Source organism: Paraburkholderia xenovorans, assembly GCF_046030735.1.
In the GTDB taxonomy this organism is placed as follows: domain Bacteria; phylum Pseudomonadota; class Gammaproteobacteria; order Burkholderiales; family Burkholderiaceae; genus Paraburkholderia; species Paraburkholderia xenovorans_A.
Genome location: NZ_JAQQBV010000049.1, coordinates 14,351 through 40,424, shown reverse-complemented (window position 1 = coordinate 40,424; position 26,074 = coordinate 14,351). Strand labels below are relative to the sequence as shown.

General features: G+C 57.5%; 24 protein-coding genes and 1 pseudogene. 13 read left to right on the top strand and 12 right to left on the bottom strand.

Annotation, left to right across the window (positions count from 1 at the left end; translation table 11 throughout):
- From PQQ51_RS31220 to PQQ51_RS31205, 4 genes are all read right to left on the bottom strand, one after another.
- The coding region (locus tag PQQ51_RS31220; RefSeq protein ID WP_408501055.1) for a P-loop NTPase family protein at positions 1 to 1,552 on the bottom strand (1,552 nt) is incomplete at its 3' end.
- Between the two features lie 368 nt (positions 1,553 to 1,920).
- On the bottom strand, positions 1,921 to 3,240 hold the full coding sequence (locus tag PQQ51_RS31215) for an MFS transporter (protein WP_408501054.1): 1,320 nt from the start codon (positions 3,238 to 3,240) through the stop codon (positions 1,921 to 1,923).
- A 208-nt stretch (positions 3,241 to 3,448) separates the two neighbouring features.
- Positions 3,449 to 4,207, bottom strand: a complete 759-nt coding sequence (locus tag PQQ51_RS31210; protein WP_408501053.1) for an SDR family oxidoreductase — start codon at positions 4,205 to 4,207, stop codon at positions 3,449 to 3,451.
- A gap of 53 nt (positions 4,208 to 4,260) precedes the next feature.
- Positions 4,261 to 5,700 carry an aldehyde dehydrogenase family protein gene (locus PQQ51_RS31205; protein WP_408501052.1) on the bottom strand — a complete coding sequence of 480 codons (1,440 nt, stop codon included), beginning with the start codon at positions 5,698 to 5,700 and terminating at the stop codon, positions 4,261 to 4,263.
- A gap of 242 nt (positions 5,701 to 5,942) precedes the next feature.
- On the opposite strand from PQQ51_RS31205, the gene ppa reads away from it, so the two are divergent.
- Together ppa and PQQ51_RS31195 are read left to right on the top strand one after the other, a co-directional pair.
- Positions 5,943 to 6,470 (top strand): inorganic diphosphatase, encoded by a 528-nt coding sequence (ppa, locus tag PQQ51_RS31200; RefSeq protein WP_154558944.1) that lies wholly within the window; start codon positions 5,943 to 5,945, stop codon positions 6,468 to 6,470.
- Positions 6,471 to 6,716: 246 nt separating this feature from the next.
- Entirely contained in the window at positions 6,717 to 8,801 is a 2,085-nt protein-coding gene (locus tag PQQ51_RS31195; RefSeq protein WP_408501051.1) for an FUSC family protein, read from the top strand.
- 142 nt (positions 8,802 to 8,943) lie between these two features.
- Here the strand turns inward: PQQ51_RS31195 and PQQ51_RS31190 are convergent, their stop codons facing one another.
- From PQQ51_RS31190 to PQQ51_RS31175, 4 genes and pseudogenes are all read right to left on the bottom strand, one after another.
- Positions 8,944 to 9,519 carry an inclusion body family protein gene (locus PQQ51_RS31190; protein ID WP_408501050.1) on the bottom strand — a complete coding sequence of 192 codons (576 nt, stop codon included), beginning with the start codon at positions 9,517 to 9,519 and terminating at the stop codon, positions 8,944 to 8,946.
- A 444-nt stretch (positions 9,520 to 9,963) separates the two neighbouring features.
- Positions 9,964 to 10,518 carry an AidA/PixA family protein gene (locus PQQ51_RS31185; protein WP_408501049.1) on the bottom strand — a complete coding sequence of 185 codons (555 nt, stop codon included), beginning with the start codon at positions 10,516 to 10,518 and terminating at the stop codon, positions 9,964 to 9,966.
- A gap of 106 nt (positions 10,519 to 10,624) precedes the next feature.
- On the bottom strand, positions 10,625 to 10,924 hold the full coding sequence (locus PQQ51_RS31180) for a GIY-YIG nuclease family protein (RefSeq protein WP_408501048.1): 300 nt from the start codon (positions 10,922 to 10,924) through the stop codon (positions 10,625 to 10,627).
- Positions 10,925 to 10,934: 10 nt separating this feature from the next.
- A pseudogene (locus PQQ51_RS31175) lies at positions 10,935 to 11,840 on the bottom strand (GNAT family N-acetyltransferase); the annotation flags it as partial.
- A gap of 248 nt (positions 11,841 to 12,088) precedes the next feature.
- On the opposite strand from PQQ51_RS31175, the gene PQQ51_RS34490 reads away from it, so the two are divergent.
- From PQQ51_RS34490 to PQQ51_RS31160, 4 genes are all read left to right on the top strand, one after another.
- Entirely contained in the window at positions 12,089 to 12,355 is a 267-nt protein-coding gene (locus tag PQQ51_RS34490) for a CppA family protein (protein ID WP_494478657.1), read from the top strand.
- A gap of 211 nt (positions 12,356 to 12,566) precedes the next feature.
- A complete protein-coding gene (locus PQQ51_RS31170; protein ID WP_408501047.1) occupies positions 12,567 to 13,778 on the top strand; it encodes a hypothetical protein in 1,212 nt (403 codons plus the stop codon).
- Positions 13,775 to 14,221, top strand: coding sequence for a three component ABC system middle component (locus PQQ51_RS31165; protein WP_408501046.1), 447 nt, complete (start codon positions 13,775 to 13,777; stop codon positions 14,219 to 14,221). Before PQQ51_RS31170 ends, PQQ51_RS31165 begins: the two co-directional genes overlap by 4 nt.
- Positions 14,218 to 16,062 (top strand): DUF3732 domain-containing protein, encoded by a 1,845-nt coding sequence (locus tag PQQ51_RS31160; RefSeq protein ID WP_408501045.1) that lies wholly within the window; start codon positions 14,218 to 14,220, stop codon positions 16,060 to 16,062. The genes PQQ51_RS31165 and PQQ51_RS31160 overlap by 4 nt, the downstream gene beginning before the upstream one ends.
- 320 nt (positions 16,063 to 16,382) lie before the next feature.
- Here PQQ51_RS31160 and PQQ51_RS31155 read toward each other — a convergent pair whose 3' ends face one another.
- On the bottom strand, positions 16,383 to 16,610 hold the full coding sequence (locus PQQ51_RS31155; protein WP_408501044.1) for a helix-turn-helix domain-containing protein: 228 nt from the start codon (positions 16,608 to 16,610) through the stop codon (positions 16,383 to 16,385).
- 1,672 nt (positions 16,611 to 18,282) lie between these two features.
- Here PQQ51_RS31155 and PQQ51_RS31150 point away from each other — a divergent pair.
- From PQQ51_RS31150 to PQQ51_RS31130, 5 genes are all read left to right on the top strand, one after another.
- Positions 18,283 to 18,507 (top strand): hypothetical protein, encoded by a 225-nt coding sequence (locus PQQ51_RS31150; protein ID WP_408501043.1) that lies wholly within the window; start codon positions 18,283 to 18,285, stop codon positions 18,505 to 18,507.
- Positions 18,508 to 18,641: 134 nt separating this feature from the next.
- Positions 18,642 to 18,941: a hypothetical protein gene (locus tag PQQ51_RS31145; RefSeq protein ID WP_408501042.1), complete on the top strand. Its 300-nt coding sequence runs from the start codon at positions 18,642 to 18,644 to the stop codon at positions 18,939 to 18,941.
- A 253-nt stretch (positions 18,942 to 19,194) separates the two neighbouring features.
- Positions 19,195 to 20,007, top strand: coding sequence for a hypothetical protein (locus PQQ51_RS31140; protein ID WP_408501041.1), 813 nt, complete (start codon positions 19,195 to 19,197; stop codon positions 20,005 to 20,007).
- Positions 20,008 to 20,177: 170 nt separating this feature from the next.
- The gene (locus tag PQQ51_RS31135; protein ID WP_408501040.1) at positions 20,178 to 20,378 is read left to right on the top strand and encodes a BPSL0761 family protein; all 201 of its coding nucleotides are present in this window, start codon (positions 20,178 to 20,180) and stop codon (positions 20,376 to 20,378) included.
- A 114-nt stretch (positions 20,379 to 20,492) separates the two neighbouring features.
- Positions 20,493 to 20,804 (top strand): helix-turn-helix domain-containing protein, encoded by a 312-nt coding sequence (locus tag PQQ51_RS31130; RefSeq protein WP_408501039.1) that lies wholly within the window; start codon positions 20,493 to 20,495, stop codon positions 20,802 to 20,804.
- 322 nt (positions 20,805 to 21,126) lie between these two features.
- Here PQQ51_RS31130 and PQQ51_RS31125 read toward each other — a convergent pair whose 3' ends face one another.
- The 3 genes from PQQ51_RS31125 to PQQ51_RS31115 all read right to left on the bottom strand — a co-directional run bounded on the left by PQQ51_RS31125 (position 21,127) and on the right by PQQ51_RS31115 (position 22,421).
- Positions 21,127 to 21,372, bottom strand: coding sequence for a helix-turn-helix domain-containing protein (locus PQQ51_RS31125; protein ID WP_408501038.1), 246 nt, complete (start codon positions 21,370 to 21,372; stop codon positions 21,127 to 21,129).
- Between the two features lie 198 nt (positions 21,373 to 21,570).
- Complete coding sequence (locus tag PQQ51_RS31120) at positions 21,571 to 22,092, bottom strand: gamma-glutamylcyclotransferase family protein (protein WP_408501037.1); 522 nt, start codon at positions 22,090 to 22,092, stop codon at positions 21,571 to 21,573.
- Complete coding sequence (locus PQQ51_RS31115; RefSeq protein ID WP_459252354.1) at positions 22,089 to 22,421, bottom strand: NAD(P)-binding protein; 333 nt, start codon at positions 22,419 to 22,421, stop codon at positions 22,089 to 22,091. Before PQQ51_RS31115 ends, PQQ51_RS31120 begins: the two co-directional genes overlap by 4 nt.
- A 556-nt stretch (positions 22,422 to 22,977) precedes the next feature.
- Between PQQ51_RS31115 and PQQ51_RS31110 the strand changes: the two genes are divergently transcribed.
- Positions 22,978 to 24,645, top strand: a complete 1,668-nt coding sequence (locus PQQ51_RS31110; protein WP_408501036.1) for an ATP-dependent nuclease — start codon at positions 22,978 to 22,980, stop codon at positions 24,643 to 24,645.
- Entirely contained in the window at positions 24,638 to 26,059 is a 1,422-nt protein-coding gene (locus PQQ51_RS31105; RefSeq protein ID WP_408501035.1) for a UvrD-helicase domain-containing protein, read from the top strand. The genes PQQ51_RS31110 and PQQ51_RS31105 overlap by 8 nt, the downstream gene beginning before the upstream one ends.
- Positions 26,060 to 26,074 lie beyond the last annotated feature (15 nt).

Genomic DNA, 26,074 nt, shown 5'->3' with positions numbered 1-26,074 from the left:
CACAGGACTGGAACAAGCGAAGATTTTCGGGCTTGAAGAGTTCGGCATTAATGTCTTCAGGTGAGATATTCTGGAGCGCACGCTTCGCTAAGCGGTTGGCCAGTGCATGGGGCAGGATTGCTCGCCAATTGCCACGTTGCTGCGCCAGTTGGCGTCGGATTAGCTCTGCCTGGTCACGATGTAGCGTTTGCCGGGGCAGGCCGGAGATGGACTCCAAGACGCCTAGCTCATCATTGAATTCTGAGCGGGACACGTTGAAGGAATATACGAGGGATAATGTCTCTGCGCTCTGCAACAAGTCTGACGAATCTCCCTTTCGTTGGGAGAACAACCTTCGGAAGAGGTCCTCGTCTGAGAAGTTGGATAACGTCTCGTCTGCATTCACCCGACTAGCCAGTGCGAGCGCGACACGTGCGTTCCCACCAGCGAACTCAGAGATTCGATCTGCGTTGATACGGTCAAGATCTGGGATTCGCTTTAGAAGCAGCTTGGAAACTGTATCTTCGCTAGTTGGTTCAAGGTGGATAACTTCAGTTTCTTCGGGTTTGTCTTCGGATATATCGTATTCAATGGTGAGTAGGTGCAAATTCGCGTTGCTCCCTGCTACCTGTTTTTGCAGACTTCGATGTACGTCCGGTGGGCAGTTGTCCAATACCAAATAGCTAGCGAAATCGTTGGCTATTAAATACGTGACCAGTTCCGAGGCGGTTGGGGTGAGTTCGTTACCAAGGTCCGCGTAGATCACGTCGCTCGCAGGTAGCGCGCCGAACCCGACCTTGGCCTCGAACAGCGCCTGCGCAAATCGGGTCTTGCCGACTCCCGAGAGTCCCGTGATACGTACAGTGCTTCCGGATTTTCGCAGCCGGTCCCGAGTCAGTTGGATCCCCTCCGAGACAGGTTTGGGCTCCTTCGAGTTCGAATTCGCATCAACGACACAAGGATGATCATCTGCGAGGAAATCGTCATCTTGGTCGGGAGGTGTTGCTGCCCAACGTCCATAGGGTTTCCAGCCAGCGAGAGGCTTTCCAAGGCGCGAGCGAACCCATAATGCGACACTGGGGTGTCGTCTCAACCAAGCCGATAGACGGTCTCGGCCGTAAAAGTCTAGGTACAGATCATCCTTGCCGTGCATTCGGGTAACAGCGTCCTTCATGCCGTCCACGCGCTCAGATAGCATCTTGGCGGAACAATCGTCTCTGCCGCTTACGATGATGTAACCGCCTTTCCGTGCTGCTAGGTCTGCGATGATGGATTTGGGCTTACTATTCTCTACCATCTCTTTCTTGCACGCTGACTTGCTCATCGAGTATTTCTTTACTTGAAACCCGGTGTTCTCCCGAGGCACAAAGTTCGGATCGGAAATTCCGTCGGCGCTCTTTACACTTACGTCCAGACCGCCGTCTGGAGCTTCTTGGGCGCCACCCCACGTAACACATGAGGGCGGAATGCCTTGCTGAATTAGTTCCGCTTCGCAGAGGCGTGCGACAAGCTCACGCAAATCACCGTCATTGAGATCAGATATCTCGGCGGCTTCGAGTTCAAAAAAGATCATATTGAGCTAAAGCTGTAGCTGGCGTGTTTTGCATCAAAGTAAGGGCAGATCTAAAAATATCCGCTTTGCTGAAGAGGGCCATGCTGGGTGGCGCATTGGCGCTCATCTTTTAATGATTTTCGCATCCAATGCGGGTTTGGCCGGATGTAGACAACAAAAAATAAATTGTGACATTGGCTCCTTTTGTTCGCTCCTAAGATATGGCACGATCATCGTATTCATTCACTTTGACGTCACTCTCTAAGCATGCTAGCGCGACGACGTGTATGAAGGCGTGTTGAGAGGCGGTACGCGCTGAACTCAAGCTACCGCCCTCAAGTCGAAGCCCCCAAAAGAACACTGCAGGGCTCCGCACCGACAGCCCCACTTCATTTATTAACCATCCGAGCGGGCACACTAATCGCAAGCAGTCCCCCCAGCATCATAAAAGCAGCCAGCATATACATCCCCGAATCGTTCGCGGCGGTCGCCTGTTTGAGCCAGCCGACCGCATAAGGGCTCAGAAACCCGGCCAGATTTCCGATCGAATTAATCATCGCAATCCCGGCGGCCGCGCCTGTGCCTGCAAGAATCGCGGTAGGCAGACTCCAGAACAGCGGCAGGGTTGTGAGAATGCCCATCGTCGCAAGCGTGAGCGAGGCCATCGCGAGCACGGTGTTATGCGTCCACACGACAGAGAGCACGAGACCGATCGCCCCTGCAAACGCCGGCAACGCAATATGCCACCGCCGCTCGCGTTTGCGGTCCGCGCTACGCGACACAAACACCATCGCCACCACAGCGCCCGCAAAAGGAATCGCGGACAGCAAACCGATCATGAACGCATCCGTCACGCCAGTCGCCTTGATGATGGTCGGCAACCAGAAGCTCACGCCGTACAGACCCATCACGAAAGAGAAGTACGTGAGGCTAAGCATTAAAACCCGACCGCTAGTCAACACCTGCCGAATCGGCATGTCGTGCTTGGTAGCCTCCTCCGCCGACACCTGACTTTCCAGCAACTGCTGCTCTTCCCGAGTAAGCCACTTCGCCTTCGAAATCCGATCATCGAGCATCACAAAAACCATGATCCCAACGATCACCGAAGGAATCCCCTCCAGCAAAAACAGCCACTGCCACCCATGCCACCCGTTCACGCCATTAAAGCTCTTGAGGATATAACCCGAGATCGGCCCACCGATCACACCGGACAACGCGATCGCAGTCATGAACCACGTAGTCATGCGACCACGCCGATGCGACGGATACCAGTAAGTGAGATACAGAATGATGCCGGGGAAGAACCCCGCTTCGGCGAGACCGAGCAGGAAGCGCATCACGTAGAACATCGTGGGCGTGGTGACGAACATGGTAGCCATCGAGATGATGCCCCACGACACCATGATCCGCGCGATCCACACGCGGGCGCCAACCCTATGCAAGATCACATTGCTCGGAATTTCGAAGATGAAATACCCGATAAAGAAAATCCCCGCGCCGAAGCCATACACCGCATCGCTCAGACCCAGATCGGAAGTCATTTGCAGCTTCGCGAAACCGACGTTCACGCGATCCAGATAGGCGACCACGTAGCAGAGCATCAGCAGCGGCGCGAGCCGCCAGGTGACCTTGCGATAGGTCGCTTCTTCGAAGGTGGAGGTTGGCGCTCCCGTGCCGGGAGTGTGGAGCGGATTTACGGGACTAGCCATGGTGTCTCCTCTGCCCGACCAGAGTTCGCACTTGGCGCTTACCCCGATCTCAAGCAAGATGGTTGCTTTCTTGTGGAAATGAACTACCGCCGTCGATCGATTCTAGCTGCGCAGAGTAGTTTGCAGGACGAATCGATACTGGGGGAAAACACTGAGTCCGCGACGGGCCGCCTGAAAGCGGCCCGTACGCGTGGCGTAACAGCGCCGTCTACACGCAGCGCCCCCCATCCACTTCGAGGCACACACCGGTAATGAACTCCGCGTCATCCGAAGCGAGGTAAAGCGCGGCATTGGCGATATCCTGCGGCGTCGAGAAGCGTCCGAGCGGAATACCGGCCAGAAAGCGTTTGCGGTTCTCAGGCGTGTCTTCAACGCCCATAAACTCGGACAGCAGCGCCGTCTCGCCGATCACCGGATTCACGCAGTTCACGCGAATCCGGTCCGGGCCGAGTTCAACCGCAAGCGACTTGCTCGCGATAATCACCGCACCCTTGCTGCCGTTGTACCAGACGAGCCCGGGCCTCGGCCGTACCCCGGCCGTCGACGCGATATTGATAAAGCTGCCGCCGCCCTGCTCACGAAAATACGGCACAAACTCCTGCACGCTCCAATAGATGCTTTTGACATTCACCGCATACACGCGGTCGAACTCGGCCTCAGTCACTTCCATCACAGGCTTGTTGCGATGCGTGGTACCCGCATTGTTGACGACGATCTGCACGCTGCCGAAGTCCTCCAGCGCCGCTTCGCGCAGCTTCTGCCAGTCTTCCCGCTGGGCGACGTTGCCTGCTACCGCGATTGCCTTGCCGCCAGCGAGCGCGATTTCGCTCGCCACGCGTTCGGCCGCCGCGCCGTTGAGATCGTTGACCACCACGTTCGCGCCTTCGCGCGCGTAGGTCTTCGCGATGCCTTCGCCGAAACCCGAGCCGCCACCCGTGACGATGGCTGTTTTACCTGTCAACCGCATGATGTCTCCGTTGCTTTGTTGTAGAGGGTGTCGCGTGATGCCCGATCCGCCGCCTAGCCATGCCGGATCGCAATAGTCTTCAGCACCGTAAAGCCATACAGCGCTTCAAAACCCTTTTCTCGGCCGTGCCCGGAATGCTTGACGCCGCCAAACGGCAACTCGACTCCGCCGCCCGCGCCGTAGTTATTGATGAACACCTGACCCGACCGTAGACGCCGCGCGAGCCGCATCTGGCGAGCGCCTTCGCGCGTCCAGATACCGGCGACGAGGCCATACAACGTGCCGTTGGCGAGCGCGAGCGCTTCGTCTTCATCGCGAAACGGCATCGCCGCGAGCACCGGACCAAACACTTCATCGCGCGCAAGACGATGACTCGCCGGCACATCACGCAGCAGCGTAGGCGCCTGATAAAAACCGCTTTCCGGCGCTTCCGGAATCACCTCGCCATGCGCCGCCATCGCGATCCCGTCGTGCTGCGCGTCGGACAGAAAATCCCACACACGCCGTTGCTGTTTCGCATTGATCAGCGGACCGCAATCGAGATCGGCGTGCGACGGCCCGACCCGCAGCGCCTGAAACGCATTGCTCAGCCGGTCGAGCAACGGTTCATAAATCGCACGATCAATCAGCACGCGGCTACCGGCCGAACAGGTCTGCCCGGCGTTCTGCACGATCGCCGACACCAGCACGGGCAGCGCGGCGTCGAGATCGGCGTCGGCGAAGACGATTTGCGGCGATTTGCCGCCCAGTTCGAGCGTGACCGGCACGTGATTCTCGGCGGCCATCTGCGCGACGAGCTTGCCGGTATCGGGTGAGCCGGTGAACGAAATATGATCGATGCCCGGATGACGCGCGAGCGCCGCGCCCGCCTCATGACCAAAGCCCGTGACAATGTTCAAGGCGCCAGCCGGCAGCCCCGCCTCGGCCGCCAGCTCCGCAACCCGCAGCACCGACAGACACGCATCCTCCGCCGGCTTGACGACGCACGCATTGCCGGTGGCGAGCGCCGCACCGACGCTGCGGCCAAAGATCTGCATCGGGTAATTCCACGGCACGATGTGCCCGGTCACGCCATGCGGCTCGCGAATCGTCAGCACCGTATAGCCTGCCTGATAAGGCAACGTTTCGCCGTGCAGTTTGTCCGCGGCGCCCGCGTAGAACTCGAAGTACCGCACGAGCGCGGCCGAATCCGCACGCGCCTGCTTGAGCGGCTTGCCGGTATCGCGGGCTTCGAGCTGCGCGAGTTCTTCCTGATGCGCGGCGACCAGCATGGATAGCCGGTACAGCACGCGGCCGCGCTCGGCGGCGCTGGCCGCGCCCCACGCGCCTTCGAACGCGCGCCTCGCGGCATGCACGGCAGTATCGATATCCGCGGCGGTGCCGCGCGCGAGGAGGGTGAACGGCTGGCCGTCGGAGGGATCGAGCACGGCGATCGTCTCGCCGCCTGAGGCATCGGCCCATTCGCCGCCGATGAAGTGTCGGGCTTCCTGCATGCAGACTCCTTGAGGTGTCGCGCGGCAACACCGCCGCCGCGCGAGGTTCACAAACGAGAGGCACAATCGAGAGACGCCGGACGATTATCGCGCCGTTCCCGCCCCGGGCGCCATCGGCCGATTGGCTATAATGGCGCATTCCGCACTGTCCGGCCGCGGCGTGCCGTTCGGCAGCTTTGAAGTGAGTCGAATGCATGCGCCGCAAGCCGTGTTCCGAATTCCATCCTGATCAGAGAGCGCTCATGAGCTTCAATCACGTCCCCGCAGGCAAAGACCTTCCGCAAGATTTCAACGTCATCATCGAAATCCCGGCGCAAAGCGATCCGGTGAAGTACGAAGCCGACAAGGAAACGGGCCTGCTCCACGTCGACCGTTTCATCGGCACGGGCATGCGCTATCCGGCGAATTACGGCTACATTCCGCAAACGCTGTCGGGCGACGGCGACCCGGTCGACGTGCTGGTGATCACGCCGTTCCCGCTGCTGGCCGGTTCCGTGGTTCGCGCGCGCGCGCTCGGCATGCTGCAAATGACCGATGAATCGGGCGTCGACGCAAAGCTCGTCGCGGTCGCGCACGACAAGGTCTGCCCGATGACGGCAGACCTCAAGTCGATCGACGACGTCCCGGCGTACCTGAAAGACCAGATCAAGCACTTCTTCGAGCAATACAAGGCGCTGGAGAAGGGCAAGTGGGTGAAGGTCGACGGCTGGGCGGGCATTGAAGCCGCACACAAGGAAATTACCGAAGGCGTGGCGAACTACAAGAAGTAAGCTGACTTCCTGTTTCACCCAGCCCGGTAAAAATACCGCGCGAGCCTGAGGGCCGCGCGGTTTTTTTTTATTCCATCTGTTCATGTTGTACCCGAGGTCGCATAGACACACTGCATGGATCGGATGAACCGAAGCCATTTTTATATCTTGGTGTAAACCCTTATGATGAGTCGCTTGCCGCACCTGAGCGGCGGCTAAGCTTCATTTACCCCTACCTACGCGCGTTTTTTGGAGCCCACCATCCGGATGCTGAATCGCAAGACCCGTCCATCGGCGCAACGCTGGTCGAACTGGCTCCGCGCGCTCGCCACGGCGATCTATCGCAAGCGGCCGGTCTGGATGGTGTCGTTCTCCACAAGCGAAGCGAGCCTGTCCGAAGGTCTGCGGGCGGCGTGCGCGTCGACGGCCATGCTGGTGCTGGGCAACCTGCTGCACGATCCGACTTTTGCGTGGGCCGCGATCGGCGCGTTCTGGACCTGTCTTGCCGATGCCGCCGGTTCCAACCGCGCGCGTTTCGCGTCGATGATGGGTTTCGCCGTGCTGTCGACACTGTGCGGCGGCCTCACGTCGTTCGCGGCCGGTGTGGGGGCCGGGTTCGCGGTACTCGCTTTTACGACGCTTGGCGGATTCGGTCGCATCTGGGGCGCGGCCACCAACCAGGTGACGATTCTCGCGGCGACCGCCTGCGTGGTCATGGTCGACCGGCCGATGCACGACGCGCGCTCCGGTTTCGCGTTTCTCGGCGTGTATCTGTTCGGTTGCCTGTTCGCCGTCGTGCTGAGCCTGAGCGTGTGGCGCATTCATCCGTTCGGCACAAGCCGCTCGACGCTGCGCACCGTGTATCTGCGGCTCGCGGATATCGCACTGGACAGCGCGCGTTTGCTGGAGCACCGTGCCCCGTCGCGCGAGTGGGCCACGCATGCGGTGAAATTTCGCGCCGATGCGCGCGCCGCGCTGGAGCGCTCGCGCGAGGCGCTGGCGAAGGTGCCCGCGTCGCGCACCAACGGTCGCGAGGCGTACGACACGCTGCTCGGCCTGCTGACCGACGGCGAAGCGCTGTTCGCGTATCTGATCGCGGTGTCCGGCGCGAGCGAAAAAGTCCCTGCCGACGCGTGGCGCGCGAAGCGTGCGGCCCGCTTGCTGAACGCGCTCGGCGAGGTGCTGCGCGACATCGGCGCGGCGGCCAACGACGTGCGCTGGGAGCGTCTCGCGAATTTGCAGGCGCGCTTGCGCCGTCTCGCGACGCGGCTCGAAAGCGCGTTGATGGAGCCGGTGAAACTGCAATCCGCGTTCGAACTGGTCGATTTCGCGCCGCGCTACGCGCAGGCCGAACGATGGAGCGACAGCGCGGTTCATTTCGCGGCGCGCACGTGGGCGACGCTCAAGGCCAATCTGTCGACCCAGTCAGTCGGATTGCGGCACGCGGCGCGCGTCGGCGTGACGACCACGACGGGCTTCCTCGTGATTCGCGCGCTCGGGCTGCCGTTCGGCTACTGGGCCACGATGGCGACGCTGCTGATCCTGCAACCGTCGATCGCGGCGACCTGGCCGCGCAGCATCGAGCGCGCGGCGGGCAGCATCGTCGGCGGGGTGTTGGCGGCGGCGATCGGCTACGCGATTCATTCGCCGCTCGGCATTTCGCTCGCGGTGTTTCCGCTCGTGATGGCGACAATGGCGCTGCGGCCCGTCAGCTATAGCCTGTTCGTGCTGTTCCTCACGCCCACCTTCGTGCTCGTCGCCGACTTCGCGACGCCGGGCGCCAACGAATTCGCGTTCGCGCTCACGCGGCTCGGCAACAACGTGCTCGGCTGCGTGCTTGCGTTGTTGGCGACGTTTTATCTCTGGCCGACGCGCGAGAAAGCCGACTACCGCGCTTATCTGGGCAACGCGGTGCGCGCGAACGTCGCGTATCTGCGCGCGGCGCTCGAGTCGCCGCGTCGCAGCGTGAAGGACATGGAGCGTTTGCGCCGCGCGGCGGGTCTCGGCAGCAATAACGCCGAAGAAGCGATCGCGCGGATTCGCCTCGAAAAGCTCGAAGACACGATGGTCGATACCGTGACGCTGACGGTCCTCAGCCTGTTGCGCAGGATGGCCGGCACCGCGACGCAGTTGCGTCTGAGTACGAACCGGCGCGACATGCACGACGAACTCGGCGCATGGGTCGCGCAGATCAGCGACGATATCGACGCGGCGTTGAGCCGGTCGTTGCGGCAGGTTCGTCATGAGCTGCCCGCGCGCGAGACGCTGACGTCGCTGGAGGCCGATGCGGTGGGCGAGCTTGCGCGGATGCAGCGCCTGTTGAGCGAGCGGATGCGGGAGGCGAGAGGGTAGCGCGTGAGCGGGTGAGCCATGCACGAATGCATCGCCTGTACCGCCCGTACCGCCTGTACAGAAGAAAAAGCAGCCCGCTGGGACCGGATCACGATCCCAACAGGCTCGCCTTTACTTCACAAACTTCCCGCGATGCGCGGCATCAAGCGACCGTGATCGTCGGATCCCACCAGAAGTAGCCGTACAGGTCTTGTCGCTGGCCGTTGTCGGCGAGCGTGTACAGCGCGAAGCAGACACCGAAGCCTTCGGTGCCGCTTTGCCGGACGGTCGCTTCGAACGTCGCGAAGTTCACCGGCACGTGCAGTGCGGGCAAACCGTCGCGGCTCTGCGAGTTCGGGTCGGGCTGGACGGCTTCCTTCTTCACGTAGACGTTCGCGTTGAACTGGTTGAACACGTCGGTGCCGGAGAACTTCCTGATGTTGTAGATGATGACCGCGTCGTTGGCATTGTTGTAGGCCGACGTGCCGACGAAACGCACCGAGTCCTCGACGTTTGCCCGGAAGCTCAGATCGCCGCTGCCCTGGCCGCCGATGATGCCGCGCGAGCCCGTGCAGATCATGTATTTGTTGCTGTGGTCGAGTCCGGTCGGGTTGTTTTTATCCTGACTCGGCGTGCGGCTGGGATTGCTCTTGTTCCAGTAATCCTTAATCGTTTCCGTATCGATAACCGTAAGGATGTCAATTTTCTGTGCAGCCGACCGAAGAATGATGTTGCTCATTTCAAAATCTCCTTGCGTCTGGTTCTATTGGAACTTCGAGGGGGTGACGCGCTTTTTTACGCGTCATGGGCAATTTCCTCCAAATTCACCATTAGCGAACCTCACGAAGTTAACAGGTTGACGGAATAACCTGTTTTGCGAATTTTTTTCAAAAACAGGTTAATTGGATTTCAAGTGGAAACGACATAAATTTTTAATATTTGTTTTGCATTGACGGAGCTATATGGGGCGGACTTTTTGTTGAATCATGTTTTATAAGTCGTAAAGCGCTTAAATGTTTATCGCACTCGATTGCTGTCATTTTTTGCCTGATTAATAAAAATAGAATGCGTGTGCAATTATCCAATCCGATTAAATTCGATCGATGGAATGGGTGACTGCATGGCGAAGCGCTCCCCGGCCCTCGCGGGCCGGGGAGGCGGTCAACGGATAGCGCTAGTGGGCTTAGGGCCGAGCCCGCTCGACAGTGGCGTTGAGCTCGCACCGGTAATAGCCGAATAGCTCCTGACGCTGGCCGCTTTCCGATGGGACATAAAGCGCGAAGTCGATATGAATCAGCTCGGCACCGTGCGCCCGGACTCGGGATTCGAAGTCAGAAAAACGGGCGATTGTTTCAAGTGCGGGTAAACCATCGCGGCTTGCCGAATCCGGGTCCGGCTGCACCGCGTGTTGTCGTGTCATAAACCGCTGTTTAAAAGAGGCGAATACGCGCTTCGGGCCACGAGGATGCACGTTGTAAATAAGCGCGGCATCGGTTGAATTGTGATCGGCCGATGTGCCTGTGAGATAAATAATATCGCCTATCCGGGCTCTAATATTCAATTCGCCGGCTTCAAAATCCGGGTTTACGCCGATTAAGAAAATATTTTCTGATTCAACGGGGGTGGGGGATAAAGGATTGTCGCCGGACGAATAATTATGCTTGATGTATTCCGTATCGATCACCGCCAGCACGTTAATCTTGTGTGAAAGCGGCAGAACTGCAGCATCGGTTTCCATGGGGGACCTTTTCCGGTTGTGTCGCAGTGAGGGGGGCAAAAGATACGGGAATGGTTGTGTGGGGCGCTGAATGGATTCTAGTGCGATTTGCGGACCACCACACCTGTCAAACAGCGTCGTCCTCATTCTTTTCCACCATCGGCATCACCGATTCGATCGTTCGCAACCCCGCAGCAAGCGCGCGCTTATCCCCAGGCGGCAAGCGCTTGACCCAATACTCGGCCTTCGAAGCGCTCGAACGATCCGCCAGTTCGAACGACGCAAGCACCTGCACCGGTTTGCGCGAGCGGGTATAGCGAGCGCCTTCGCCGCTCAGATGTTTTTCGAAGCGCGCCTGCACGTCGGTGGCGATGCCGGTATAGACGCTGCCGTCCGAGCATTCGAGCAGATACAGAAACCACGCCATAAGTGCGCTTTCAGCCTTTGAACGGATTGTGTTCGCGCAGCTCGTCCACGTAAGCGTGGATGCTGTTCTTTTCGTTGTCGAGGAAATGGCCGACCGCGTCCGCGAAGGCCGGGTGCGCGAGCCAGTGCGCCGACCGTGTGACGGTGGGTAGAAAGCCGCGCGCCATCTTGTGTTCGCCTTGCGCGCCGCCCTCGAACACGCCGAGCTTTTCTTCGATGCAAAATTCCAGCGGCTGATAGTACGCGGTTTCGAAGTGCAGGCAAGGCACGTGTTCTAACGCGCCCCAGTAACGCCCATAGAGCGTGCCGCCGGTTTTGTCGTCGCGCTGATAGACCACGAGCGAACTCGCGATCGGCTTGCCTTCGTATTCGGCGATCACCAGCAGCAGGTTCTCCGGCATCGACGCGCCGATCATCCGGAAAAAATCGAGGTTCAGATACGGACTCGAAAAATGCTCGCGGTAAGTCTGCCGATAACATTTGCTGAAGAACCGCCAGTCGGCGTCCTGGATGTCTTCGCCGCGAATCCGGCGCATCGTCACGCCGGCGTCCTGCACCTTGCGACGCTCGGCGCGAATGTTCTTGCGCTTCTTCTGTTCGAGCGTGGAGAGGAAATCGTCGAAGTCGCGGTAGCCGTCGTTCAGCCAATGGAACTGCACGCCTTCGCGCTGCATCATGCCCATGCCGGTCAGCGCGTTCGCTTCGGTCTCGGTCGGAAACAGCACATGCAGCGACGACACGTCCGCCTGTTCGGCGAACGCCATCAGCGTCGCGGCCAGATGCCGGAGCGCCTGCGGATCCGCCGACAACAACCGGTTGCCCTGCACCGGCGTGAACGGCACCGCGCACAGCAGCTTCGGGTAATAAGCGAGACCGTTGCGCTTGTACGCATCGGCCCATGCCCAGTCGAACACATATGTCGTATCCCGATTTGTAGGCGTTTGTGTCCAGGTAGGGTTTACGTCCATTCCGTATTTCAAAAAGCTGTTCGAGGCGACCCGCAGGGAGCCGAGGTGGGCTGCAGGGCCAGCAGGCCCGAAGCCGGGAGGGGGGCCGGGGGAGGGGCGCGAAAAATATATCAGCAAATCATTGAAATGGTTATTGTTTTTTCGATTGTTCGGTATAAATTTACTGGGACGAATGGATGATGTGATGGAGGTTAATCATGCAATCCTCAAAGGTCGAAGTAATACTTTCAACGGACCGCGACCGACGCACATATGATTATCTCGTCAGTGTGTGCGGCTCGGCGCGTGTGAGTAAAGCTATTGAACAGCTCCCAGGGCGCACCCGTCCATATGTTTCGAATATCGCGAAAATACTCGGGGTTACCATTCCGGAAAATGTCGTAATTACGCCTAGGGAAGTAGGAAGAGAACATCTGGCGCGACTGAAGTCGCTACTGTCTGTCCCGAACGGCCGCGACAGGTAGCGGCATGCCCCCCCACCGGGCTGTACCGCTCAGTGGAGCCGGTGTTTGCCCCTATTTCTTCGCCGAGAGGTATCATCCGTGCATGGCTAGGCGGGCGTTCGACGACAGGACGCGCTCCTGCCACATTCCGGGGGTCGCACAACTGGTCAATGCAGAGCGCATCATGTCCAGAGCGGGCGACATTGCAAGGCCTTAAAAATGGGCACGGCAAGTGGCTACAGAGAAAAGCTTCAGCGACAAAACGAGTGCGGACGATAAAAGCATTGGTTTCGAGTATCAGTTTTACTACTTTCTCGACAGGCTGCTTAATCTAAAGAGCGGTCAGTCAGTTGGGTTGGAGGTAAAAGATGACGTGCATACCGACCTCGACGCCGACTGCCAACTCCTTTTTCAGCTAAAACATACTGTCAAGAAAGCTGCCGGTGGCGCGCCCATCGCTTTGCCGGAGTTGGACGTTGACCTGTGGAAGACTCTCTATAACTGGTCTCAAATTATCGTCGACGAAGCCGATGGTCGCTCGACCATCGGGAGTCAACTCGCGTTTGTACGGAAGACCGAATTTCACCTGGTGACCAACAAGTCAGAAAGCAAGACAAACGATTTCTTGGCCTTGCATGAGAAATTTAAGGCAGGTGAGGCCGATTTTTCTCAAATTAAGGCGGCGCTAATTGCTCTGCAAAATAAGACGGCTGATTCAACGATTAAAGGCTATATCGCAGCGGTGGTCTCGCTTAACGACGAGATTTCCGAACAGTTTTTTCGGCGCGTGTTTGTCGAGTTATCTCTCGATGACATCATTGGCAGAGTCAAGCTATCGATTCGGGATAAGTTCATAGATTCGAGCCGCATCGACGAAGTTTTTGCTCGTCTCGATTCCCGTATCCGAGAAGACAACTTTTATACCGTCAAGGCTGGCGAGCCGATACTTGTCGCTTGGGACCACTTTATGGAGAAGTACAAGAATATTTTTGTTGACGGACGTAGCAAAAGCCTTCGGGAGCCCAGTTTTAATCCAGTTTTACCAGACAAGATATTCGCACAGATTTTCATCAGGCGCCTGATAGAGATTGAAGCAATCGGACCTGATGATACAGAAACAGCGCTTGAATATACGATGCACAGGCTTCGTATTGCGCGTTATCTTGAGGCATGGTTGCAGAGTGGGGACCTGCTTTCCGATGAGGTGAACGCACTTCACAGAGAGGTCTTCACCAGATGGAAAAACAAGTTTCAGTTCGCCTTCAAGAAATGCGCGACTCTGTCTGACGTTCTCGATAAAGCGCTTGAACTTTTCGTGGAGTTGCGGGAGGAACGCTTCAAGGTCGGTCCTTCCGAGCTCAATACGGAGTTAAGCAATGGGGAACTCTATTACCTTTCAGATGACGGAAAGATTGGCTGGCATCGGGATTGGGAGTCGCTATGAATGAAAGCTGGAGCGGATACAACAACATTGGCATTTGTGCGACTGCGCTGATGAGTGTTATCGAACGTACGGGGGAGCTCCCACTTGCAAAGGCGCTGCTGGTGATGCCGTTAGTAATGCATGACGCCACGTTGGCATTTTTGAGCAATGCGAACGTCCGGAAGCGTGAAGCTGCTGCTCTCACATCGGTGAGACCTGAGCTGTTTGCTAACTTCAATAATCGATTTGAAGACAGCCTCGTGCTGTCACTAAATGCGGTTCAACTATTAATTCATCTCGGCCATGTGAAGTTACGAGCAAATCTTGTGCCGGATATCCCGATGGACATTTCGCCTGACTTCGGAGCGAGAGCGCAGCGCATCGTTAAGGCAGCACCTAGTGTTGCCGCGCTTCTGGCCAGTCCCATCGAGGAACTTTACTTAAATTTCAGGGTGCACCTTTGAACTTCGGTATAGACGTCATCAGCCTTTGGTCCCATGCGGGGGACCGGCGGGATATCAAATTTGCGCGAAATTGCGTCAATGTCATCACGGGTGATAGCCAGACGGGGAAAACAGCGCTCCTTGGAATCATCGACTATTGCTTCCTTGCCGGTGACCATAACCTTCCGCATAGCGTCATTAATGAGAACACTGCTTGGTATGGGTTGAAGCTCTATGTGAATGATAAAGAGATGGTGATAGCGCGTCGCAGCCCGCATGAGAGCCGGGTGTCGAGCGACTACTACTTCTCAAGCGTTGGAACGCTGCCGGATGCGCCTGAGCCGAACGCCGCTGAGGACGACATTCGCAACATTCTCGAGGCCGAATTCGGTATCGACGAACGCACCGTCGTTCAATACGGCGGTCGCGCCCTTCGCATGGGTTCGAAAGTGTCGTTTCGGTTCCTTTTTCTCTTCAACACAATATCTGACGAAATCATCCTCAGCACCAAGACGTTTTTTGACAAACAGGCGGATGAGCGGTACCGCGAAGCGTTACCGCGCATCTTTGACCTGGCGCTGGGGATTGACGACGTGGAAAACATAGCAGCGCGCGAGAAGAAAGAGCAGCTTCGCAAGGAACTGGCTCGCGAAGAGCGAAAAGCGGAGACGATGACGGCGCGGCGGGGAACGTTCGACCGAGAGGCGAGGGCTATCGCCGCGAAGGCCGCCGAATTTGGCCTCATAGATGAGGAGATTAAGGACATCACGCCAGAACACCTCCGAGATGTCATCCGTGAAGCGTCCTCTCCTGCTATACCAAAAGGTTTCGACAAGTATTCCGACCTTAATGCGCAAGTGTATGCGGTCGACCGACGGCTGCGGAGGTTGCAGCAGTTCACAAAAGAGTACAAAGCATATAAAGATACGCTGGGAAAGACGGATGATAGTTTGCGTCCGCTCGCAGTTATCCTTGCCCGCTCGCCTGAACTTGTAAAGTCCGAGGTATTCGATGAACTCATCAGCGGGCTAAAAGTAGACCTTGAGCGCGTGAAGGATGCGATTGCTCCACGCCGGCCCGTTGACGGGGAGATAACGTCGATGGTTAAGCGACTTGAGAATGAAAAGGCCGAGCTGAAAAAACAACTGGAGGCACTGCCTCAGAAGCCTCAATCGTTCGAATCAGTGCGCGATTTGTATCTATTTCTTGGCGAAGCGCGGGGAAAGCTGACCACCTATATTGAGGCGGAGCCGACGGAAATCGCGAATGTAGCATCGAGTGAATCAGACCTACAATCGCAGTTTGACGCAATACAAGTGCGCGATGTGGAGGAAGCAAGAGATGCCGTCATTGACCTCATTGAGGAAGTGGCTGTCGAACTAATTGGAGAAGTGAGTGCTTCTCTGGAGAACTACGCAAATTGGCAGGCAGTCTTCAACTACCGCGAGAAGCGCTTGCAGCTCCGTAAGCCAAAGTCAACGCTAATCGAGAATGTCGGCAGTAGTTCGAACCACATGTTTCTGCACCTCATCCAGTTCCTGGCGCTCCATGAGGTGGCAATCAACAAGAAGTCTAAGCTTGTTCCAAGCTTTCTGGTTCTGGACCAACCAAGTCGGCCGTACTACGGGGAAAAGGACAAGGGTGAGGCGAGGGACAAACATGGCGACGACGCGAAGATTTCGGCTGCATTCGGTCTGCTGGACAGCTTCATCGAGCGCATGAACTCGGATTACCAAAGCCAATTTCAGATGATAGTTTTCGAGCACGTGCCCACGTCCCTATTGGAAGGCATGCCGCGTGTCCACCTCGTTGAAGAGTTTCGCAACGGTAATGCTTTGATTCCACATCGGTGGATTTCGTAGCGGCTGCCACCAGCGGACGGGTTGTCGGGGTTAGTTTCCTCACCCCGATTTGGTGCGATGCCAGAGAAAATATTGTGCGACGCTCGCAATGCGCATTCGCCTCCGTCAGTTGCGACAACAATGAGGCGTCGTGAAAGCACCGGCGGCTGCGCGTGTTGAATGCAACTCGGCGCGCTCAACGTCAAGCGCCGCCACGCCTTTCAGAAGTTTGACGATGGGTCCATTATTTGCCGGTCAGCGAGTATCAATTGACGCGTCAGACGAGGCTGATTCGCTGGTGCGTCCCGACCTTACCCGGTCGCTGCGTTTGTATCATGGAATTAGTCGGACGCGGCGGCTTCGGCGTCGCTTAGCAATTTCGACGCGGGGATGTTGAGGGCATCAGCGATAGCGAACAACGAATCGAGCGCAATTCTGCTCTCCCCTCTCTCGACCAGCGATATGAAGTTCCGATGAAGGTTAGCCTTCTCGGCTAGTCCTTCTTGTGAAAGGCCCTCCGCGAGTCTCGCCTCCCGGACGGCTTGCCCAAAGGCGGCGATACGGTCCATCTGTCCCCCAACGCTTAGCAATGGGGGAAGTGTCCGGGCAGCAGGCTCAACAATCTACACAATATATTGTGCAATCGAGCTGGGTGCTTTACAATTCACAATATATTGTGCAATCGATGCTGCCTGTCACTCAGGCGAGCGGGTGCGGACAGCCAGCCCGCGAACAGTCATGCTCACCTAGTTGTCAAATGGACAAGGACGTGCTGTCCGTGTTTGTCGCGTACCGGTTGGCAGGAGGTATTAACAAATGGAAGTAGCTGAACCGGCTTGCGGAGGTACTGCGACGAAGCCAAAGCAAACGTCAACGGGGAATAATAATCGCGGCACACTGGCCCAACTCGAGTGTAGGACCGTCTTTGTGGTCGACCTCGAGTTCGTTGAGCCGGACAACGACCTTCCATCGTGGCGCCGCGTGGCTACTCATTCAGTACTCAACGTCGCTCGCCTAATCAATCAGCCCGACGTCATCAGCAGCTTCGTAAACATGCTGCCATTCCGTGCTCACCTCTCCGAGCCCCAGACATGCGTTCGAATCACTGAACTGCACACCACCGAGGATGGCATATGGCACCTCCGAACAAAAGACGGCGAGCAGTTTCTCATATTCGGGTACCTAGAACCGCTTCCTCTCCATCGGGTCGACAGACAAAATCAGGGCTCTAAACTTGACAACAAAACTCCTGGTACCGGTGCGCTCGCGAAACACATGCAACCCAGCACGTCAAATGGAGACAAATAATGTCGCTTTACCTACACCAGTCTCCCAGCGAAGGTGACGAAACCGTGCGCCTCGAATCCTGGTCAATCCGTCAGTTTGAGGGTGGTGCCAGGCATTTCGTCGGGTTCTCACTCGAAACGCACGATGGACGAGTGAGCACCGCAATCACAGAGATGAACATCGAAGCAAGGACCGCTCGGACTGCCAGCGGGCGCACGTATCAGTTGGTCGGCGCGAGTGGGTACAACAGCGACGCTGAATACGTGTTTAACAGAGTCCGGGAAATCATCGGGCAGGGTCAACCGTGGACGGACGTCACGGAGGACCTTTTTCCAGGTAGCCGTCGACCGAGGCAACGCATCGAGTGGCCCGAGGACGAAGAGTAAATCCGACCACTAAACTTAATAGACCGTCAGAGGGCCTACCATGTGAGGAGCCCTTGAATGAGCCAGGCCGAGGAAAGCCCTGTTTTATGGACTGCTCGCGTGCACGCTGGTGAGTACCGTGGAGTATGCGACGCGCTCCCGTTATTGAGTACGACAGGCGGTGAAGCGGAGCTACGTAATGCTCGAGATTTGCTGTCGTCGAGAGCGGCGTGCCACCTGGCTGCAATGCTCGTCAACCTGAGCGAAGCGTCCCGCTCCTACTACCCGCTTGAGCCCCTAGCAACACCCTGCCCGTTGATGACCGTATTCGTCGAGAGCATTGTCAACCGCTGGACGAACGACAGAGTACTGGTCGCGCGTGTCGATATTGTTCTGGACGGTTCTTCCGCATTCGCAAGCATTACGGCACAAAGCGAGCCTCGCACAGACGTTCCCCCCACACAGTACGACTGCAGGGATGGTGTCTGGGACATCGTACTTAAAGTCCTGAGGACGATTTTTCCGAAGCACCGTGGTCCCTGAGAGAGAGCATGACTATCGAGATGAGACGCGGAGGACGGAGGGGTCAATGAGAGTTCGCGAACTCATCGCCGCGCTGGCCGACGCTGACCCGGACAGCGTAGTCGTATTCCTTGACTCGTATGCCGATAGTGACGAGTCGGATGAAATCCGCGAGGTACTCGTTCCTTCCAAGCCGTGGACGCCGAGAAGGGTTATGACCTTGGTATCCAGTATGAAGTCCGATGCCCAGGCCAGCCCCGGACCGATGACGACGGATTCCATGTGGGCCTAATCCAGACACAGGAGCGTGTGGTCATCGTTTCGAACGGTCCAACAAATCTCAAATATGACGGTGTCGTATAAACCGAACAGGCGGGAAGCGGTCGCACTCGTCGAGCGTGTACACGAAACGCAGGAGAAAGACGCATGCTAAAAGTGACTGTTGAGCTGTGGCCGGGTGGCCGCGAGTCCGGACGGCGCGTACTTGCGACCGCAGACATCGTGCGCGTTAAAAACGGCGCGCACGCTGACTACGAAGTCCGACTGCACGACGACGTTCTCGGCGACATTGGCACTGCAACTCTGACCGGGTATCCCCGCTGTGCTGGCAGTGTGCTGGACCTTGCCGCGCGTGCCATTGCTACTGCGCTTGCAGGTTGCGAAGCATTGCCGGCAAGGCCGGTGTTGCCGCAAGTTACTGTGCACAAAAGCGTTACGACACCGTAGGTGCGCATCCGCGAAATCCCGGAGCCTGCGCGGACGTTGTTCGCCAGAAACATGGTTTCTTCGACATGCCCGGTTATCGCAGACGACCCACAGCCGACAGACTGCATGTACGCGTGGGATTGGGAAGCCTTTTTGCACGGGGCAAGATAGTGCCGAAAATAACCGTCGAGCTGTGTCCGCCGCACGGTCATACCAGCATACTCGGATAGTCGCCTTCAATCGCCGGTTGGTCGAATCAGGGAGCTGAATCGAAATGACATTGTGGGATGAAATTGGGCAACAGGCACTCGCCGCACGGCGCCAGATGGTGCGCTCCGGCGAACTGCTGAGTAAGGACGAATTCCGCGAGCAACTCCACGTTAGCGCGAGTCAAATTGCGCACATGGTTGCGAAGGGAGATATATTCACCATCGAAGTTGACGGCCTCGAGTACTTCCCGTCGCTCCTGGTGGCCCCCGGCCTTGACCTCAAACGATTGCATTCAGTCTGCCGCATTCTTGTTCCCGCGCCACCATCTTGCCGCCTTGGGTACCTGTCGTCCCAGCGCGCTAACCTCGGCGGCATTTCGCCCATCGTCGCGCTGCAGGACGATGAAAGCTACCGCCTGCTTCGCCGGATGGCGCGTGCTTATGCGGCAGGGTGGTGGCGCACCTCTGTCACGATTTACGCAGGTTGCCACTGTGAAGAGCCAGCCGATATTGAACCTGTCGTCACGGCAGTGGATGAGGTAGACCCGCGAGTAGGGGTGTGGAGGCGTGCAGCGGGAGCTATCCGGTCAGGTGGCTACATTTATCCGAGCGGACCTTATGCCAATGCGAATTTGGCCTCCGTGTTCATCGCTCTGCATCCTGCTGGGCAGGCGACGGCCACCTTGGAAGCACGTGTCGACGTGAACGTCGATGATGGCATTGCACATGCCCACGTTGTTCGCCGCGAGAGGCCGGCCTACACGCTACGTGCAATCTCGGTCAGGGACACTGAGAGCATCGTTGACGTTGTACTTCAGGTTGTTTTGGCGGCTGGGAAAAGGGAGTCAACCCGCCGTAGTGAAAAAGCGAATAGCTAGTCATCAGAGGCTGGCTCGGCTGGCCGCGAACCTTGGCGCTTGACTTGTTTGGTACCAGGTATCGGATGGAAGCGTACTAGTAAGGGCGAAGTCAACGTCTTGGCTCGCGGTGACTTCGTCAATCTACGGGCGGACGACCAACGTTAGAAAGCGACCAAAAGGGACACAAAATGACTATGCCAGATGAAAGGACGCTTGCGCTAATCCGCGCACGCGAACTGCTTATGGAACTTTCTCTGCACTCCGAGACTTTCGACGAGCAGGCACTGGCAGAACGGGCCAATCACGTTTTACGTCACTACCCAGATGAAGGCATGATTGCGCTCATCGCCGGGGAGACGTCGTGGCTGGACTGCCCAAGACGGGTATAGAGACGAGGCCAGCACTATGTTGCAGAGAACGATGTCTCCATGTCAGATACAGGCAAAGACGGGACCCGCCGATGCAATCTCGAGACCTCGACAAATCGACTTGAGGGAAATTCAATGAAGGTGCGCAAGATGAAGCATTTGCGACGCGGCGTCACCGTTGGCGCCACGCACTTGAGCAGCGACGAAGCCGCGCGCTTACTGAACATGTCCCACTCGTGTTTCGACAGGCTGGTTCGGGCAGGAGTGTTGTCAGTAATTCGACATGCTCCAAGCGGCGGCCGTCGACGGTTCTCAACAGCGCAACTGCTGGCCTACAAAAGGCAGTGCAAAATTCAGCAAAGGGTTGGATTGACCCGGATGATGAAGGCGACTGAGCGGCTGGGACTCTATGACGCCGAACTCGAGGGGTTACCGCGACCGACGTGACGTTGTTTTTGCCCCCGATTAGCCGTGTAAAACCGGGAACTGAGATTTATACGGCCAATTCCACAGAATCAGTGAATTATGCAGGGTTTGCGGTAGTCATCGGGATGATGTTCCTATCGTGCCCTCGCAACATCGGCACTGACTTTGATTGGCGGAGTCGCGTCATCAAAATGATGCTGGTCGCAGAAAGTTCTCCAGCACGTTGGAGGAATACGCCCTTAAATGAGGACAATCCGAACACAGTATGAGGCGCCGGCAAGGCGCTATCGAGCGGCTGCCTGCAGCGACGCTATGCGGCGCATATCTCGCACGCCGGAATCATTCACTTTCGGCCCTTCTTAACGTCGGGGCTGTAGAGCCCAGCCCCCTGAGAAATGGCACTAAGTTCATCCAGCGCATGTCGAGCCTTAGCCCGTTGCTCGTTGCAATACGTTCCAACTGCTGCAGCCGAAATTCGCCGTTGCCCATCCCCTGTCTCCACTACGCCCAGCTTTCCCGCGTCAGCTAGCGTGACGGCAAACGGGCGAGAGACCTTCAGAATATCCGCGATTTCCTCGATGGATAACATCCGGCCTTCCGGGCTGGTGGCATCGAAATCTCCTGGAATGGCACTTCTCCGAACTCAAGAGTCATGCGCGTATTTTGACGCAAAACGAACAACCTAAATTATCAAGACCAATTCGTAACCTGGGGCGGCAGCACGTTCCAGATAAGTGGCAATTACTAGCACTGAGTGCTTCCGGCAACACGCCGCCTGCACGGACGTTCAACATCGAATCGCGTTTTCCCGAGCACTTCGGGCGTCGTCGGAGTCTGGAATCGATTCAACGTCGGCAATCATGCTAATGTAATCGCCGGGCAAGTTCGCTGCCGATGCGCCATCTAGAACATGCTGCTTGTACCAGTCATAAGGGCGTAGTCCAGCCTTCTTGTTCGTCGCGATGTACGTCAGTATGACCGCTGGCCCCGTTGGCGCGGTGACTTCAATATCTAACGCATCATATCCATAGCCCTTCCCTTCGGCGCGGTCGAGCGCATCCTTATCGCTGGCATGAATCTCGAAGACGACGCCATACACCCGGTCGGTCGCGTTCCCGGTGTATTCACAATCGCATTTGGCCGACCCGTCTTTACTTGCCTTGTCGAAAGTCAATCGCCGACCTGCCACGTATGCCGAACAGATAACGGCTGCGGAAGGAGCTCTTTCGGGCGCATTAAGACGCCCGACGCACATGTTCGAGCCATAGGCGAAATACAAGAAGTGGTCTGGTCTTGTGGTTAGCGTCATTTTTTGCTGTCGGTATGATTCACAGCCATTTGAGCATGCAGACGGCAGTTGCCGGACAGAGGTCTGCGAATGACATGGTCGCGCGACGGATATTGCTCTGAGGTGGCCGGCATCAGCCAACCCGGCAATGAGCTCCACTGGGCGGGCGAAAAGAGGCGAAGCGAATCCCATGCATGCTGCCAAGCACCGCCAGGCTCCGGCTGGTCGGCAAGCACCGTGTATCGGATACCGGCGCGGCGCAAAAAATAGGAAACGGCCAAAGCGGATTGACCACCTCCGATAATTGCCACATCTATTTGGTTGGGTTCGGGAATGTTGGTATTAGACATGGACGGTCGACCAGATGATACTTCGATAATACCGGATATGTTGCGGTCAATGCGGCGCGCGAGGTGAGCAGTGATATCTGACCTGTCCAAGATTACACATGGCCTCGGGCCGTCTGCTGCACGTTTGCAGCTGCTCATAGAGCGGGCATCCGAGCTTCATGCCGACATGGCCACCATGTCACCCGCTGAGCAACGCATTGCTCAGCAGGAACTCACGAAGTTGTTGTCCCAGATAGCGCAAGCGGCGCGTGCAACAGCCGATGGATTCGAGGCATCCACACGGACTGTGCTGATGAACTCACCCCGGCACCGCGACAACGCCGGAGCCCCCGGATACGGCAAGGACACTGTGCGAACAAATCCCTCGTAGGACCTTGGGCGCGGAGGCGCCATGCAGCCCTCACGACGGGCGCCCGTTCTTCGCCGGTAGTTCACGGGATGTGGCAGTATTCAAACCGAACGACAATCGGGCGCTCGTCCGTCTATTGACCATCCGGGGATATCGCCAGTGCATATTGAGTGCTTGTGGATAAGTCATTTTAGAGGCATCGAAAGCTTGGGCTGGCGACCCGCGCGGGGCATCAACTGTTTGATTGGCCCAGGGGACAGCGCGAAGACGACCATCCTTGATGCATTGGAACTTCTGTTTGCTGAGCGCCAGAATGCGACCTTCGATGACCTCGACTTCTACGACACCGACACCTCGAAGGCGATTTCGATAAGTGCAGTCTTGTCTGGGCTTCCCGCCGAGTTCCTGCGCGACGACCGGTACGGCCTATTGCTGTCGGGATGGAATGCGACCACCGGACAGTGGACTCCTGAACCGGCGGAACATCTCGGAGTCACGCCAGTACTAATCCTGCAGCTTGACGTCGATAGTACGCTCGAGCCGTTGTGGTCAATCTACGTTTCGCGCAACAGTATCGTGGACAAGTCCCGGCGTCTGAGCTTTGCGGACCGCAAGGCGATGGCTCCGGCCCGGCTCGGCGTGTACGCCGACCGCCATCTTTCTTGGGGGCGGGGCTCTTCACTCCAACGGGTCGGGTCGCACCCGGAACAGTTACCAGCGACGTTGAACGGCCTACTGCGTTCAGCGCGAGATACCTTCGCGGCGGGCAGTGCAACTGCGTTCTCAGATGTCGTGAAAGCCGTCGCCCCCGACATCGCCAAGCTTGGTGTTAGTGTCCGGAACGGGCTGGTCGCCAATCTCGACCACACCAGCTTCTCGATGAACGCGAGCGGTGTGGCACTCCACGACGGAAACGTGCCGATGCGATGCATGGGAACGGGTTCGTCGCGTCTGGCTGTAGCCGCCCTGCAAAGCGCCGAATCTGCGGGCAGACAGTTCCTTCTCGTCGACGAGCTCGAGTACGGCCTAGAGCCACATCGTATTTCACTTCTTGTCAGCCATTTGCGTCAACGCGTCGCCGGTAGTGGGCAGGCGTTTATCACAACTCATTCGACGGCGGTTTTGCGCGAAGTGCGCTTTGATGAAGTGTTTGTCTGCCGAAGGAATGCGCAGGACGGCACCGTGAAAATTGCTCAGGCCGCGACGACTACCACGCCAGTCCTTGACGCGAAGCGGTACGTTCGCGATAAGGGGGAGGCCTTGCTCGGAAAGACTGTGCTTGTTTGCGAGGGACAAACGGAAATCGGCCTGCTGAAAGGTTTCGCCGAGGGTACGGATAGAAATTTCCAGGCAAGCGGCGTTGTCCTCGTAGATGGCGGCGGCGACCCAGCAGTCTTCGCCGTCGCACTGCATTTCGCCAGACTCGGCTATCGCACTGCGGTGCTGACGGACAGTGACCGGCCGATGGACAAGAAAACGTTCGAGGAACTCGGGGCATGCGGAGTTCCCCATTTTGCATGGGGCCAGTCGCGCTGCACTGAAGAGGAGCTTTTCTGCGGGCTGCCCGTCGAGCTGTTGGGCGACCTGCTTGCATTGATTGCCGAAAGTATCACCCATGCCCGGTTGCTGCAGGAGCTTTCGCGATTGGCACAAGTCACATTCGACAACCTTGACGAAGTCAAGCCGCACCTTTCAAACCCGGTGTTCGTGAAGGCGATAGGCATCCAGGCGAACAGGTCGAAGTGGATTAAGAGCCACTTCGACCTTTGCTTCGAAATTGGTTCCAAGATTCTGTCCATGGCCGACCTGCTGGGCGATGGCAGCCTCGACGGCCATCTCGAACTGCTTACCAACTGGTTGACGGCCAATGATTGAGCTCGCCGTTGGGCAAATGCTGGCAACGCGAAAGGGAGCTATCGAGGCACCTGCTGGTACGGGAAAGACCGAGCAGATTGCGCTTGTGGCTGGCACTCATCCGGGACGCTGGCTCGTGCTTACGCATACGGTCGCGGGCGTTGACGCAATCCGGAAGCGATTGAAGAAGTACGCGGTGCCTGAGGCAAAAGCCCAAGTCGATACGATATCAGCGTGGTCTCACCGGTGGGCGCGGGCATTTCCCGAGAGTTCACACCTGTCGTCTCAATGGACGGCAAAGGAAAACGACTGGTCGACAGTTCAACGCGCTGCTGCAGACCTCGTCGAGAGCGGTGCGGTTCACAGCGTGTTGACCGCGTCTTACGACGGCGTGCTGGTTGATGAATATCAGGATTGCGCAGAGTCGCAGCATCGCCTGATATGCGCACTAAGTCGGATGATGCGCTGCTACGTGTTCGGCGACCCTTTGCAGGCCATATTCGGCTTCACCCGAACCGACCGCGTCGTCGACTGGCACACGCGCACACTTCCTGAATTTCCCCTGGCCGGGCGGCTCGCGACTCCGCATCGCTGGAATGCCGTCGACAACGGGGAGCTGGGCGCCTGGCTGCTGTCAGCGCGACCCGGAATTCAGGCAGGCAAGATTGACCTAACCAACGTACCGCAGTCCGTTGAGTGGATGCAGTGCGAGGCTGGGCAGCCGGTCACTGATTTGGGCAAGTTCTGTTTCGTTCGTTCACAACAGCCCGGACAGACGATGGCGGTGCTCGATTCCAGTTTCGACGCAGTACGGCGTGCGAAGCTGGCGAAGACCATTGGCGGCACAACCGTCGAACCCGTATCTGGAAGATGCGAGAGGGACTTCTACGATTCAGTGCGAAAAACCGGGGGTATCGAGCGTGTGGCGGCCGTCCTTGATTTTGCAAGCTCGGCATTCACTGGTGCCGCTGCCGCATCCAAGAGGAAACGCGTCGAAAGCCTATTGGCAAATCCGGGGCGCCAGCGAATTCCTGCTTCTCCTGCCGAGATTGCCCTTTGCGCGATGGCGCGAGATACATCCTTCCGGCATGTGTTCGATGCGTTACAGTGCATCGAACACGAAGGAGGTGTTACGGTCACCCGTCCTGAACTCGTTTACGGGATTAAGGCCTCTTTACGTCTGTGCGTAGAGAATCCCGGTCTCTCGCTTGAAGATGCGACATGGCAAGTTGCCAATGCACGGCGCGAACGCGGTCGAATCGTGCGAAACCGGTCCGTAGGAAGCACGTTGCTTGTGAAGGGGCTCGAATTCGACCACGTTGTTATTACGCCGGATGCGTGCCGCACGAAGCTCGAATGGTATGTCGCGTTGACACGGGCGACCCGGTCCGTGCGAGTGCTCGCGCCACGCCAGTCATTCACTGTCGGCTCATGAGTCATTTTGGTGGAC